This is a genomic window from Paraburkholderia pallida, assembly GCF_004524855.1.
GTDB classification, from domain to species: Bacteria; Pseudomonadota; Gammaproteobacteria; order Burkholderiales; family Burkholderiaceae; genus Paraburkholderia; species Paraburkholderia oxyphila.
This window is the reverse complement of sequence record NZ_CP038151.1, coordinates 592,555-605,767: the sequence shown is the minus strand read 5'-3', so window position 1 is coordinate 605,767 and position 13,213 is coordinate 592,555. Positions and strand designations below refer to the sequence as shown.

Below are 13,213 nucleotides of genomic sequence, written 5' to 3'. Positions count from 1 at the left end.
TAATTGCAACATGTCTTCCGCAAAGAAACTGCCCTTCGATACGACGCTCATGGTGCGTGACTGCTGCCTGTGTCTGCATATGCAACGGGCGGCGCGCAACCTTGCGCGGATTTTCGACGAAGCTTTGCGTCCGCTCGATCTCACGAACGGCCAGTTCTCGCTGCTGATGTCGCTCAATCGGCCGCAGCCGCCGGCGATGAAAGACGTGTCGTCGCTGCTGGCAATGGACCGCACCACCCTGACGGCCGCGCTCAAGCCGCTCGAGCGCCGGGGCCTCGTGCGCATCGAGCAGGACCCGGAGGACAAGCGCAGCCGTCTGCTGAGCCTGACGCCCGATGGCCACCGGCTGCTCGCCCAGGCATTCCCTGTGTGGCAACAGACGCATGCCGAAATCGAGGAGCCATTTGCCCCCGCCGAAGTCGACCGGCTGCGCCAGCAGTTGCGCGCGCTTTCGTAGCTTCGCGAGGTTTAGCGGTTGCACACGCGGCGCTTGCAGGCGCCGCAAACGCAATCTGTTGCGCGCACAACCTTGTCTTATCACCGGGGCATTCGATAACGCTGCGGCGAAGCACGTCCAGAACTCGCGGGTATGATAGAACCCGCAACGTCCCGTCAACTCACGTCCCGCCCAGCGCGCCACGGAAACGACATGCCCCAGTCCGCCAATATTTTGCTTGCGCTCGCAGGCGTCCTCTTCCTCAGTGTCGCGAGCCCTGGTCCCAACTTCTTGATCGTCACGTCCACCGCGGTAGCGTCGCGATACGCAGGTGTCATGACCGGCCTCGGCCTTGCGGCGGCGTCCGGCACCTGGGCGCTGATCGCCATCGCGGGGCTCAGCTTGATCGTCACGCACGTCGCATGGGTCAATGCCGCCATCCGGCTTGCAGGCGCCCTCTATCTGATCTGGCTGGGCATCAAGATGATCCGCACCGCGCGGCAACCGTTGCCCGTTGCGGACGTAACCGAGACCTCGGGCTGGGCCGCCGCGAAGAAAGGCTATCTCGTCAGCATGACGAATCCGAAAGCCATCGCGTTCTATGGGAGCATTTTCGCGGTGATGGTGCCCGCTCACGCGAGCGCCTGGCTCGACATCGCCGTGATCGGTCTCTCGATCGGCATCTCGGGCGCCTGGTACTGCGCGATGGCGCTGCTCGCTTCTCACCCCACCGTGCGTCAGACGCTCTATCGACGCAAAGCGGCGCTCGAAACCGCCGCCGGTTTGCTGTTGATCGCGCTCGGGGGCCGCATGCTGGCCGCCCGCTGACCGCAAATCGCCGCGAGGGCGGCGAGGTCAGCTTTTTCTCGACGTCTTGGGCACGAATGTTGTAGGCACGTGCTGAACCTGCTCGCTTCCGCAGTGCGGGCAGCGCGGATGCGCCCCTTGATGCTCGGCTAGATGCTCGACGCTCTCAAACGTTTCTCCGCACTTTTCGCAGCGGTACTGGTAGGTCGGCATGGCAGTCCTCCGGTTTTGGCTCGGCATGTGGATACCAGTATGGCTCGTGAATAGCGGAACTCAATACACGCGCGCAATAAATTCGCCGGCACGGCGGCCTCGCCTGATACACTGCGTGACTGGAGATGGCATTCTCCTTTAACCGCTCATACCGAGCTGATGATGCCTGTGACCCACCCGAGCGCATGCGCAGCGAAGCTGCCTGTGTCGCTGCGGGTCTGCACATACAGGGGCATCAACATGGCTCAGCCGGTACTTGCCGTCCTTGCCGTTGCCATTGGCGGCGCACTGGGTTCACTGTTGCGCTGGTTTCTCGGCCTGCGCCTGAACGGTGTCTTTCCCGAACTTCCCCTCGGAACGTTTGCAGCCAATGTGATCGCCGGCTACGTGATTGGCGTGGCCGTGGCCTTTTTCGCGCGGCTTCCCGAAGTCCCCGGCGAATGGCGCTTGTTCGTGATCACGGGCCTCATGGGCGGGCTGTCGACGTTCTCCACGTTCTCCGCCGAAGTCGTGGCCCACATTCAGGAAGGCCGCCCCGGCTGGGCCGCCGCGGAGATCGCGATTCACGTGTGCGCGTCGCTGCTCATGACGGTGCTCGGCATTGCCACGGTGAGCGCCGCCATGCCCGTTTCTCCATGAACCTTCAGCGAAAGTCGATGGGCCGCGCCTCGCGCCTTATCGGTTCATTGCGGCTTGTGCCTGAATAGCGAAAAATGCTTGTGCTCGCTCGGCGGGGCGTCGCCCCCCAGCACGCCGAATTCAATCGGTGAACGCGTATAGAACACGTGCACCTGCGCGGCCTTGACGGCATCGAGCATACGCTGTGCCTCGTCTTCCGTGGCGGCGAGGATGATCTGCACGGGCTGGTCGGCAAGCTTGAGCATATGGGCCGCGTGATGCGCGCCCGCATGACCCGTGCCTTGCGCACAGTTGATCACGGTGGCGCCGTGGATACCCAGTTGCTTCGCTTCGTGCAGGAGCCATTCGCACACCGTTCGATGGCCGTGGTGGCGGTTCTGCTCGGTATAGAACGTGAGCTGGTAACCGTTCATGTCGCCCTCCGCCGCTCATGCGATTGATCCGCTTCATCGTCTGTGCCAAGCGTCTCGTATTCGATCGGTGCGCGCGTATAAAAGAGCCGAATGCCGACCTCGTGAAGTTTGGCGAGCAACGCTTCGATCGCGTCGTCGCCGGCGACCACCGAGACAGCCACCGATTGTTCGGCAAGCTCGAAAAAGCGCGCCGCGTGGTATTTGCCGTTCACGTCCACGCCTTCGGCGATGTCGACCACCGTCGCGCCCTGGATGCCGGCATGCCTCGCCTCGTCGAGAATCCACTCGACGACCGGCATGTGTCGCACGCGATGACTCTGGTTCGCCACGTAGACGGTGAGTTGACTGCCTCGCATGATCGCCTCCGGCGCTGGTCGGACAGACCACGCCATCTCCTCATCCGACTCTACGCTGCGCACGGTGGGCTTACAAGCCGCCAAGGCGCGCCTCGATATTCCCGCTAGCCGCCTCAAGGCGTCATCGTCCATGCCTGCGTGGAATAAGCGTGATTCCGGGTCCGCTACTACCGGGCAAGCACCGCCAAAACTACATTGCTGGTGACCGGCAGCCAGCCGGCAAGGATCGCTCAGGCAGCTGCCGATAATTTCGAATCGCGCAGACAGGCCTGGGCCGCAATGAATTCACGGAAATGGAGAACAGCAATGAGCACGAGAAACAAGGTTCTGGTGGCAGGAGCAAGCGGACTCATCGGCGTGGCCGCAATTGAATCCTTTCTCTCTTCGGGTTGGGACGTCGTGGGTATTTCCAGGCGCAAGCCGGAACTGCCGAGCGGCCGCGACTTCGAGTTCGTCCCGGTCGATCTGCGCAACGAAAGCGCTGCCCGCGAGGCACTCGCCGCACTCGACGGCATTACGCACGTGGCGTATGCGGCCATCTACGAGAATGCGGGCGACCTGGTGAGCGGCTGGTCGAATGCCGAGCAGATCGAAATCAACAATGCGATGCTGCGCAACGTGATCGAGCCGCTCGTTGCGGACAAGACCACGCTCAAGCACGTGTCCATTTTGCAGGGGACGAAAGCATATGGCGTTCATCTCCACCCCATTGCCATCCCCGCACGCGAGAGCGACCCGCGTGACGATCACGCGAACTTCTTCTTCGATCAGCAGGACTACCTGAGTGCCGCCGCTGCGAAGCACGGCTTCGCCTATACCGTGCTGCGCCCCCAACTCGTCACCGGCAAGACGCCCGGCGCGCTCAACGTTCTCCCGGCCATTGGTGTCTATGCCGCTATCCGCCGCGAGAAAGGCGAGCCGTTCAGCTTCCCCGGCGGCCCGTCGTTCGTCTGGGAAATGGCCGATGCCGATCTCGTCGCGCAGGTCATGGTGTGGGCGGCGCGGGCACCACAAGCGGCCAACGAGATATTCAACGTCACCAACGGCGATGTCTTCGAATGGCGCAGCGTGTGGCCCGCCATGGCCAGAACGCTGGGTGTGCAAACGGGCAGCGACGAGCCGGTCAGCGTGACGCAGTACATTCGCGAGAACGCCGAGGTATGGGCAAAAATCGTCGCCAGGTACGGTCTTGCGAGCGGCGATCTGCGCGCATTCGTCGGACAAGGCGATCAACATGCCGACTTTGCGTTCGCTTACGGCGCCCCGGCGGGTCCGGTCGCATTCGTTAGTACTGTCAAGCTTCGCAAGGCCGGATTCAACGCTGCGGTCGACACCCGCGATGCGTTCTGCGAAGCACTCCAGTCGTTCATCGATCGCAAGCTCCTGCCACCTTCGGTATAATTCTTGCTGCGGCGGCATGCAAACACTATTCATCCTCCGACCCGCATATCCGTGCACGACTCGCGATGCCGTCAGGCGTCGTATGTGCCCTTAAACGCGTCGACTTTTCTGCGAATTCCCGGCCTCCATGAACCGGGAATCGCGTTCGTCTGCGCCTGCGCTACGCTCGCCACGCCGCCTCTAGCGGCAATATCTACCGCACGCGGTCAAACAGGCGAGATACCCGCACGATTTACCTCTTATCTCCAGATTGATGTTCAGACAGATCGTTAGACTTGGTTCGCAATGCTGAAGCGGAGTGTTTCCGCCGGCAACCTCGGGGGCGAACCGTGATCGAAGTGCGAAAGGCCATTACTGCGGAGCGGCGGCGCTCGCTCGCCATCTATGCATGCATCGTGGCCGCCCTCTTCGCCTCAGCCGTCGTGTCCGCCTGGCAGGCAAGCGCGGTGGTCGCCGACGCGCGCCTGCAAAATCGCGCGTCCCTGCTCGTGAACACCAGCAATGCCCTCCTCAGCGGAATGAAGGACGCCGAGAGCGGCCAGCGCGGCTACCTCCTGACCGCGGATGAGCAATACCTCGCGCCCTACGTGCGCGGCAAAGCCGAAGCGCTCGACGCGCTTGCCCGGCTCACTAATTTGCTCCATACCCCAGAACAGGCCGCCGGCCTGCGCGACGTCCGCCGCGACATGAATGAAAAGCTCGACGAGCTCGCCCAGACCGTGCAACTCGAGCGGCTCGGGCAACACGAGCGCGCGCTGAGCGTGGTCAAGACCAATGCCGGGAAGGCGGCGATGGACCGGCTTCGCGAGCGCATCGGCGCGATCGTCGCCGATTGCGACGCCAGAAGGGCGGCGGCCCTGCGCGACGAAACTGTCCGCCTCGAGCTCACGGGCTCTGCGTTCGCCGGCTTGCTGCTGGGCGTGCTGGCGCTGCTGGCATTCGCCACGGTCATGCAAAGGAAGGCATTCGAAGGCGTGGTGCGAGGCGCGGAGCGCATGACGCGTGCAGCGTTGCGCGACGCCCTCACCGGGCTGCCGAACCGGCGCGATCTGGAACTGCATCTACGCGCGCTGGAAGGCGGTGAAGCAACCGCGCGCGGACCCGTCACCGCGCTCTTCATGGACCTCGACGGCTTCAAGCTCATCAACGACACCTTGGGCCATGCGACCGGCGACGCGCTGTTGCGCCGCGTTTCGGAGCGGCTGCGCCAGGTGCGGCGTTCCGGCGATCTGCTCGCGAGAGTGGGCGGCGACGAATTCGTGCTGATCGCACCGGGCCTCACGAAGCGCGCAGATGTCGATCAGCTTTGCAACCGGTTGATTGCGGCGGTGGACCCGCTTGCACGCGAGTTCGGGTTCGTTGGACTGAGCATCGGCATCGCCACCCGTGAGGCGGCCAGCGAAACGCTGGCCGGTCTCGTCGAAAGAGCAGACAGGGCCATGTACGACGCGAAGCGCTCGGGTGGCGGTTACCGTTTTAGCCCGAAAGGCCATGAGATTGTCATGACATAAGCGCTTGCCCTACGGCCATCGGTTGCCCGGCACGCGCTCCCACCCATAGAAAGCCTGCGAATCCCCGCGGGCTTTTTCCAGGCTCCCAGCGCAAGGCCGGCGAACGCGGCAGAAAGAACCGCGCCAGGCGGCGATGCGTTGTGCGGCGCCGCCTCTCAAGAAAAGTATCCGGATACCTTGCGTATCCTCCAGTTCCATTTGATAAGGATAACTGATTGTGAAAATGAAGAATCTCGTTGCCGGCATGATGGCCGGCATTGCCCTCAATCTGTGTGCGGGTGTCGCCAGCGCGACTTGCATCAGCAATCCCGCGGCGCAGCCCGACGCCTCGTTTCCCGCCAGCCTGACGGGCAAGCTCGTTTACCACAGCTATGTGAGCTACGGCGACGGCACGAGCCAGATCTTTCTCTATGACTTTTCGGCGCACGCGCTCACGCAGTTGAGCAACGCCTCGTGGGGCATCAAGGACCCGATGAACGCGGTGTTCAGCCCCGACGGCAAGTGGATCACCTTCATGGGCGTGACCAACAACGCGTGGAATGTGTTCATGTATCAGCTCGGCACGAACAACGCGCCGATCAACCTGACGAACAGCACGGGCGCCACGCGCAACGAAGATCCGAAATTCAGCCCGGACGGCAAGACGATCGTTTTCAAGCAGAACGGCAGCGTCATGCAGGCCACGCTCTCGTACACGAGCGCGGGCCCGGTCTTCACGTCGGTCGTGGCGCTCGCTACCGCGCCGTCCGGCGGCGAGTACTCGATGCCCTATCTTTCACCTGACGAAAGCGCCGTCTACTACGCCACCGGCACGGGCGCGAACATGGGCCTGATGAAGCTCACGATCGCGACCGGCGTCACGGCCGTGTTCGATCACCCGGCCTCGCTGGAAACGTACTATCCGATCGTGCGAGCGGACGGCAACGTGTTCTACGCGCGCTGGAAAGACTCGAGCGCGCTCGACCAGATCTATGAAAAGACCGCGGACCCGTCGTCGACGCCGAACCAGTTGTCGCTCAACGACTGCATCAGCAACAACTCCGACCCGGGCCCGGTGAACGGCACGAACTACCTGTTCTTCTCGTCGACGACGGCGGGCGGCTATCAGCTCTACCTCGGCGACGTGAACTCGGGCCAGCGCTGGAGCCTGACGCAGTTTGGCGTGAACGCCGACACCACGAAGGCCAAGCTCGGGTCGAGCTACTACGGCGGCCCTGCCGCAAGCCAGGTCTCGCTGCTCTCGCAAGGCCATCCCGCCGCCGCTTCGGCGAGCTATAACGCGTCGCTCACGCCCGACAAGGCGTTCGACGGCAACCTCACCACCACGCGCTGGGACTCGCCCGAAGGCGCCGGCGTGGATCCGCAATGGATCTCCGTGGATCTCGGGGCCGTGAAGAACATCAGCAGCATCGATCTGTACTGGGATGCGGGCGCGAGCGTCTATCAGATCCAGACGTCGAACGACAACGTCAACTGGACGACGCTCTACTCGACCAGCAACGGCGTCTCGTATGGTCACGTCAACCTGCCGAACCTGAACGGCCACGGTCGCTACGTGCGGATGTACGGCACGAAGCGCGCAACGCAGTGGGGCTACTCGCTCGACGAAATGCAGGTGTGGGGATCGTAAGCAGCCGTTCCCGCCGGGCCATTCGCGCCCGGCACATTCCAGCGCAAGTCCCGCATCACGGCTCGTCCGGCACCGCCGAAAGCGGTGCGGCCACGTGTTCCAGCGGCTTGCGCTCGGCATCCACGCCCCAGATTGCGGCGATCAACGCGGCACCCAGCATCAGCGCGGAACCCACGAGGTAACCCGTAAGCACCTCGCCGCGCTGGTGCGTATCGATCAGATGTCCGAAGAAAACAGGTCCGGCGATCCCGCCGAGCGCCGTCCCGAATGCGTAGAACACGGCGATCGCGAGTGCGCGGATCTCGAGCGGAAACGACTCGCTCACAGTCAGATAGGCCGAGCTTGCCGCCGCCGACGCAAAGAAGAAAATCACCATCCACGCGAGGGTCTGCGTCGTGACGCTCAGCACTCCCTGCGCGAACAGGTAGCCGCTGGCCGTCAGCAGCACGCCCGAGAGTGCATAGGTCGCGGCAATCATCTTGCGGCGGCCGAGCACGTCGAACAGCCGCCCCAGCACGAGCGGACCGAGGAAATTGCCGAGCGCGAACGGCAGCAGATAGAGACCCACGTCGCCGCCCGGCACGTGGTAGAAGTCCGTGAGCACCAGTGCGTACGTAAAGAAAATCGCGTTGTAGAAGAACGCCTGGGCCGTCATCAATGAAAGGCCCACGACCGCGCGGCGGCGGTGCCGCACGAAGATCGTGTGCAGCACGACGGCGAGCGGCGTGTGGCCTTGCGCGCGCAGCCGCAGCGGCAACGTCTGGGGATCGGCGAGCCTATGGCCCGCCTTGCGAAAGCGCGCTTCGATCGCCTCGACGATCGAGCGGGCCTCGTCGTGCTCGCCGTGCGTGAGGAGCCAGCGCGGGCTTTCGGGAATCCACGTGCGCATGGGCAGGATGATCAGCGCAAGCACGGCGCCGATGAAGAAGCACACGCGCCAGCCCCAGTCGGGCGGCAGCAGATGCGGCTCGAGCACGACCAGCGAGCCCGCGGCGCCAATGCCTGCGCCCACCCAGAACGTGCCGTTGATGCCGAGGTCGGTCCAGCCGCGCACGCGCGCCGGCGTGAACTCCTGGATGGTCGAATTGATGGCCGCATACTCTCCGCCGATGCCCGCGCCGGTCAGCGCGCGAAACGCCACGAAGCTTGCGAAACTCCATGAGAACGCCGTGGCGGCCGTGGCGAGCAGGTAAACCGTGAGCGTGACGAAAAAGAGCTTGCGCCGCCCCAGCCGGTCCGTGAGCCAGCCAAAGCCGAGCGCGCCACAAACCGCGCCGGCAATATACGCGCTGCCCGCGAGCCCCACCTGCGTGTTGTCGAAATGGAGCACCGGGCTCGTCTTCAGCGCGCTCGCCACGGCGCCCGCGAGCGTCACTTCCAGACCGTCCAGCAGCCAGGTCACGCCGAGCGCCACGACGATCAGCACATGAAAGCGCCCCCATGGCAGCCGGTCGAGGCGCGCCGGGAGGTCGGTTTCGACGATGGATTGCGTTTCGGTCGTATGCATCGCGTGGGCACGTCTCCGGTGGTTGGCAATTCAGCCGTGCTGGCGTTGCATCGCTAGCATAGGGCATGCCCGTCGCGCTGGTTTGTGCAGACGGCGCTCGCAGCAAGACCAGCGCCGCCGTGGAACGCGCGATGTGGCCACCCACGTGTCTGCGGAGATCGACTACGCTTGAATGGAAAGCAGCCCGCCGGCGTTGCCCTGTCACGCCAGCCCGGCCGTTTCATGGCCATTCGTCGTCTAATTGGGAGCACATCATGCCTGCGAATCCTGATTCTCCGCATATCGGCGCACATATCGTCGGCAAAGGCAGCGCGACCGCCGCCGGTCCCGGCCCCTACATCATGGGCGCGAGCACGCTCGAGGGCGACAGCGTCTTCAGTTCGGATGACGAAGAAGTCGGCAAGATCAAGGAGATCATGCTGGAAGTCGAGACCGGGCGCATCGTCTACGCCGTCATGTCGTGCGGCGGCTTCCTCGGCATCGGCGACAAGCTGCTGGCGCTGCCCTGGCCCGCGCTCACGCTCGATACGACGCACAAATGCTTCGTGCTGAATGTGAAGGCCGAAAAAATCCGGCACGCGCCGGGCTTCGACAAGCACCACTGGCCCGCCATGGCCGATATCGGCTGGGCGACCACGCTGCACGAGTATTACGGCACGCGCGCGCATTGGGAAGAGGACGCACCCGAGCCTTCCGGCAAGAACGAACCGCCAAAGCCGACTGAGCCACCTGGAGCCGGCGGCGTCGAGCTATGACGCGCATAAGGCGTGCGGCGCGCCGGCAGCCACCCCGCACGCCCATGGAGCGACCATGAAGACATTCGATTTCGCGCAACGGCTCGAGGAGATCCAGATCGCACTGGCCCATCTCTTCGATTCGCCGAAGACGTCCACGGTGAGCCTCCTTGAAGAAGGCGACGCGATTATCGTGCATCTAAGCTGGGTGGTGGATTCGCATCGCGACTCCACCCTCGATGCGCGCTGCGCCGCCACGATCCACGCGACACGCGTGCAGCTCGAACGCTACGCGGGTCTTGGCACCGCGCAACGGCGCACCATCCAGCAGCGCATCCGCCAGCGCGTGCGCGCGCGCTTCGAAGCATGCCGGGATCCCGCCCAACCCGGCGGCGCCTGCACGTTCGACGTGGTGCTCGACGAAGCGATATTCGATGCAGAGAGCGATGCCTACTTCCCGAGCATCGAATGAGCGCGTGACGGCAAGCGATCGGGAATACGCGTCGTGAAGTGGCTGGCGAATACCGTTCTCGTGCTGCATGCGCTGCTGGTGCTCTTCATCGTCGGCGGCCTGCTTGCGATCTGGGTGGGCGCATGGCTCAAGCGCGGCTGGGTGCGCAATCGCGTGCTGCGCGTCGTGCATCTCGTGGCGATAGGCGTGGTCTCGCTGCTTGCCGTGCTCGACATACCGTGTCCGCTCACGGTGCTCGAAGACTGGCTGCGGTCCGGCAGCATGGGTCCGCAAGGCTTCATCCAGCGCTGGGTGAGTTACTGGCTCTATTACGACTTGCCGGGCTGGGTGTTCGCGACCGCCTATGTGATGTTTCTGCTCGTCGTGGCGATCACGTGGTTTCGCATTCCGCCGCGCGTGTGATCGGTGCATTCAAAAGCGCATTCAGCGATAACTGGCCATCCCCGTACCTCGCGCTTACAGTGAGCGCTCGATCGCCTGGCCGAGCAGCGAGAGCCCCAGGTCGATCTCCTCTTCGCTCACGGTCAACGGCGGCGCGATCCGGAACACGCCGCCCATGCCGGGCAACTGCACGATGTTCATGCTGAGCCCGAGGTTCATGCACTCGCGCGTGATCTTCGCGCCCAGCCCATCGGCGGGTTCCTTGGTGCGGCGGTCCTTGACGATCTCCATGCCGAGCAGCAGCCCGCGTCCGCGCACGTCGCCGATGCACTCGAAGCGCTCCATCAGATCCAGCAGGCCACGCCGCAGCCGCTCGCCCATCACGTTCGCGCGCGCCACCAGCCCCTCGCGCTCGACCACGTCGAGCACCCGCAGGCCGACGGCGGCCGGCAGCGGATCGGACACGTGCGTCGTGTAGAACAGGTAGCCCAGCTCGTGCGCGCGCTCCTCGATCTCCCCGGAAGTCACCACGGCCGCGAGCGGCAGCCCCGCGCCCAACGTCTTCGAGAGCGTGAGAATGTCGGGCGTCACGCCGTCGCGCTCGCAGGCGAACATCGTGCCGGTGCGCCCCACGCCGGTTTGCGCCTCGTCCAGAATCAGCAGCATGCCGCGCGCTTCGCATTTGCCCTTGAGCGCGGCCATATAGCCTTCGGGCAACTCGATGATGCCGCCCGAGCTCAGGATCGGCTCGGCGATGAAGGCCGCGAGATTGCCGCTGGACTGGCGATCGATGAGGTCGAAGGCGTAGTCCAGCTCCGCAAGGTGATCGTAATGACCGTTGCGCTCGAAGCGCGGGCGGTACGGGAAAGGCGCCGGTATCGCGAACGAGCCGACCGCGGCGGGGCCGACGCCCTTGCGGCCCGCGCTATAGGTCGCCGACGCCGCGCCGCCCGTCATGCCGTGCCACGACTGGGCGAAGCCGACGATTTCATACTTGCCCGTGACGAGTTTCGCCATGCGGATGGCGGCCTCGTTGGACTCCGCGCCGGTACTCAGTAAAAGCGCGCGGTCGAGTCCGGCGGGCGTGACTTCGGCCAGACGCGTCGCGAGATCGACCACGGGCCGCGAGAGCATGCCGCTGAAGAGGTGATCGAGCTTGCCGGCGTACTCGTTGATGACCGAGACGATTTCAGGGTGGCTGTGCCCCAGCACCGCGCTCATCTGCCCCGAGGTGAAATCGAGAATCGCGCGGCCATCCGCGTCGTAGACGAAGCTGCCCTTGGCGCGCTCGATGATCATCGGCTCGAACGTGCCGCCATAACGGATGAGGTGCTGCCTGGCGTTGCGCCAAAACGTTGCGTCGTCGTTGCGGGACACGATGTTTCTCCTCGTGGTTGGCCGGTACATGCCGGGCACATGCGGGTGCGTGGCGGGAATGACTTGCAGTGTAGGCGCGCCTCTGGTTTTATAGAATCGAATAGTTTTAATGCGAGCCAGAAAAAATGCTAATATCACCAGAAAGCATTTAGAAAGATTCTCGCCGCAACGTCCATAAGAAATTGCTGCTGCATCAACAGCAACGCGCATACCCACCGAATCTGCAATCAACAAAATATCAAGGCAATATTAATCCAAATCATAAAATAAAAATCAAACGGACATTGTCGCATTGATTATATAAAATCTGATTACTAAGCTTGTTCCGCATGAGTCGCGCCACAAGCACAAAGAATTTGCAATGTATTTTCCACGAAGATGCGCAACGACACGACCAGCAAGCGAGCGCCAAGACCATGAAATCCGAAACCCTCTGGGCTACTGCCCTCATCAGCGTCACCGTGCTGTGGGGCTGGTCATTCGTGGCAATACATGAATCACTTGAAGTACTGAGCGCCTCAGCATTCAATGCGTGTCGGTTCCTGATGGGAGCGACGGTGATGCTCATTGTTTTGCTCCGCCGGCGGCGGCAGATTGTTTGGCGAGAGGCACGGCGCGGCCTTCTGCCCGGACTTGTGCTGTTTCTTGCGTTTGCGCTTCAAACGGTGGGAATCGCGTTCACCACCGCCTCGAATGCCAGCTTCATCACCGGCCTTGCAGTCATCTTTGCTCCAATATTCGCGTTCTGGACGCTTCAAATCAGTCCAAATCGACAACAAATTGTCGGAGCAATCGTTGCCGCGACAGGGCTCGCGCTGCTGACGGTCCAAGATCTTTCGGTACACGTTGGAGACGTGCTCGTCCTCGGTTGTGCGGTCTTTACCGCCCTGCATATTGTCGTACTGTCCAAGCAAAGCAAAGGCTCGGACGTCGAGTTGCTGGCGTTCATTCAAGTTCTCATTGTCGGACTCCTCTCCCTGACGTGGTCAGTCACGTCCGGTGAGTTTTCGATTCCCCGGACGCCACAGCCAATATGGACGGTTGTCATCGTTGGCATTGGAGGCACGGCAGTCGGGTATTTTGTGCAGACCAAGGCCCAAGTGGAATCCCCTCCAAGCCGGATCGCACTAATCCTCGTGCTGGAACCGGTGTTCGGGGGACTATTCGGATACTTCATAGGCGGAGACCGACTCAACTCCGTCAACCTCGCAGGCGCAGTGTTAATTGTCATTGCGATGATTATCACCGAGTTTCACCCGCGGCTTCGAATTATTCCTGATTGATGTGCCGTCTGTTGAAGGACGACGAGTTTCCCTGTGTGTGTTTCCCTTTTTCA

Annotated in this window: 15 protein-coding genes and 1 riboswitch; of the genes, 10 read left to right on the top strand and 5 right to left on the bottom strand. The window is 63.0% G+C overall.

Going from position 1 to position 13,213, the window contains the following annotated elements; genetic code table 11:
- The first annotated feature begins 10 nt into the window (after positions 1 to 10).
- Entirely contained in the window at positions 11 to 457 is a 447-nt protein-coding gene (locus E1956_RS37595; RefSeq protein WP_134758427.1) for a MarR family winged helix-turn-helix transcriptional regulator, read from the top strand.
- A gap of 192 nt (positions 458 to 649) precedes the next feature.
- A complete protein-coding gene (locus E1956_RS37590) occupies positions 650 to 1,264 on the top strand; it encodes a LysE family translocator (RefSeq protein WP_134758426.1) in 615 nt (204 codons plus the stop codon).
- A 27-nt stretch (positions 1,265 to 1,291) separates the two neighbouring features.
- Here E1956_RS37590 and E1956_RS37585 read toward each other — a convergent pair whose 3' ends face one another.
- Positions 1,292 to 1,456, bottom strand: coding sequence for an FmdB family zinc ribbon protein (locus E1956_RS37585; protein ID WP_028218158.1), 165 nt, complete (start codon positions 1,454 to 1,456; stop codon positions 1,292 to 1,294).
- A 112-nt stretch (positions 1,457 to 1,568) separates the two neighbouring features.
- Positions 1,569 to 1,632, top strand: a riboswitch (Fluoride riboswitch).
- A 64-nt stretch (positions 1,633 to 1,696) separates the two neighbouring features.
- Here E1956_RS37585 and crcB point away from each other — a divergent pair.
- The gene (gene crcB / locus E1956_RS37580; RefSeq protein WP_134758425.1) at positions 1,697 to 2,095 is read left to right on the top strand and encodes a fluoride efflux transporter CrcB; all 399 of its coding nucleotides are present in this window, start codon (positions 1,697 to 1,699) and stop codon (positions 2,093 to 2,095) included.
- 44 nt (positions 2,096 to 2,139) lie between these two features.
- Here crcB and E1956_RS37575 read toward each other — a convergent pair whose 3' ends face one another.
- Both E1956_RS37575 and E1956_RS37570 read right to left on the bottom strand, forming a co-directional pair.
- The gene (locus E1956_RS37575) at positions 2,140 to 2,508 is read right to left on the bottom strand and encodes a DUF190 domain-containing protein (RefSeq protein WP_134758424.1); all 369 of its coding nucleotides are present in this window, start codon (positions 2,506 to 2,508) and stop codon (positions 2,140 to 2,142) included.
- Positions 2,505 to 2,864: a DUF190 domain-containing protein gene (locus tag E1956_RS37570; RefSeq protein ID WP_134758423.1), complete on the bottom strand. Its 360-nt coding sequence runs from the start codon at positions 2,862 to 2,864 to the stop codon at positions 2,505 to 2,507. Before E1956_RS37570 ends, E1956_RS37575 begins: the two co-directional genes overlap by 4 nt.
- A 306-nt stretch (positions 2,865 to 3,170) precedes the next feature.
- Here E1956_RS37570 and E1956_RS37565 point away from each other — a divergent pair, with 306 nt between their 5' ends.
- From E1956_RS37565 to E1956_RS37555, 3 genes are all read left to right on the top strand, one after another.
- The gene (locus E1956_RS37565; RefSeq protein ID WP_134758422.1) at positions 3,171 to 4,265 is read left to right on the top strand and encodes an SDR family oxidoreductase; all 1,095 of its coding nucleotides are present in this window, start codon (positions 3,171 to 3,173) and stop codon (positions 4,263 to 4,265) included.
- A gap of 329 nt (positions 4,266 to 4,594) precedes the next feature.
- The gene (locus E1956_RS37560; protein ID WP_167760255.1) at positions 4,595 to 5,776 is read left to right on the top strand and encodes a GGDEF domain-containing protein; all 1,182 of its coding nucleotides are present in this window, start codon (positions 4,595 to 4,597) and stop codon (positions 5,774 to 5,776) included.
- Between the two features lie 217 nt (positions 5,777 to 5,993).
- Positions 5,994 to 7,406, top strand: a complete 1,413-nt coding sequence (locus E1956_RS37555) for a discoidin domain-containing protein (protein ID WP_134758420.1) — start codon at positions 5,994 to 5,996, stop codon at positions 7,404 to 7,406.
- Between the two features lie 55 nt (positions 7,407 to 7,461).
- Here the strand turns inward: E1956_RS37555 and E1956_RS37550 are convergent, their stop codons facing one another.
- Positions 7,462 to 8,913: an MFS transporter gene (locus tag E1956_RS37550; RefSeq protein WP_134758419.1), complete on the bottom strand. Its 1,452-nt coding sequence runs from the start codon at positions 8,911 to 8,913 to the stop codon at positions 7,462 to 7,464.
- A gap of 254 nt (positions 8,914 to 9,167) precedes the next feature.
- Between E1956_RS37550 and E1956_RS37545 the strand changes: the two genes are divergently transcribed.
- Genes E1956_RS37545 through E1956_RS37535 form a run of 3 tightly spaced genes read left to right on the top strand, consistent with a single transcriptional unit; the run spans position 9,168 to position 10,521 of the window.
- Entirely contained in the window at positions 9,168 to 9,668 is a 501-nt protein-coding gene (locus tag E1956_RS37545; protein WP_134758418.1) for a PRC-barrel domain-containing protein, read from the top strand.
- Between the two features lie 55 nt (positions 9,669 to 9,723).
- Positions 9,724 to 10,119, top strand: coding sequence for a hypothetical protein (locus E1956_RS37540; RefSeq protein ID WP_134758417.1), 396 nt, complete (start codon positions 9,724 to 9,726; stop codon positions 10,117 to 10,119).
- Positions 10,120 to 10,152: 33 nt separating this feature from the next.
- Positions 10,153 to 10,521 carry a DUF2784 domain-containing protein gene (locus E1956_RS37535; RefSeq protein ID WP_134758416.1) on the top strand — a complete coding sequence of 123 codons (369 nt, stop codon included), beginning with the start codon at positions 10,153 to 10,155 and terminating at the stop codon, positions 10,519 to 10,521.
- 54 nt (positions 10,522 to 10,575) lie between these two features.
- Here E1956_RS37535 and E1956_RS37530 read toward each other — a convergent pair whose 3' ends face one another.
- Positions 10,576 to 11,877: an aspartate aminotransferase family protein gene (locus E1956_RS37530; RefSeq protein ID WP_134758415.1), complete on the bottom strand. Its 1,302-nt coding sequence runs from the start codon at positions 11,875 to 11,877 to the stop codon at positions 10,576 to 10,578.
- Between the two features lie 416 nt (positions 11,878 to 12,293).
- Between E1956_RS37530 and E1956_RS37525 the strand changes: the two genes are divergently transcribed.
- Positions 12,294 to 13,160, top strand: a complete 867-nt coding sequence (locus E1956_RS37525) for a DMT family transporter (protein ID WP_134758414.1) — start codon at positions 12,294 to 12,296, stop codon at positions 13,158 to 13,160.
- The last annotated feature ends 53 nt before the right edge of the window (positions 13,161 to 13,213 follow it).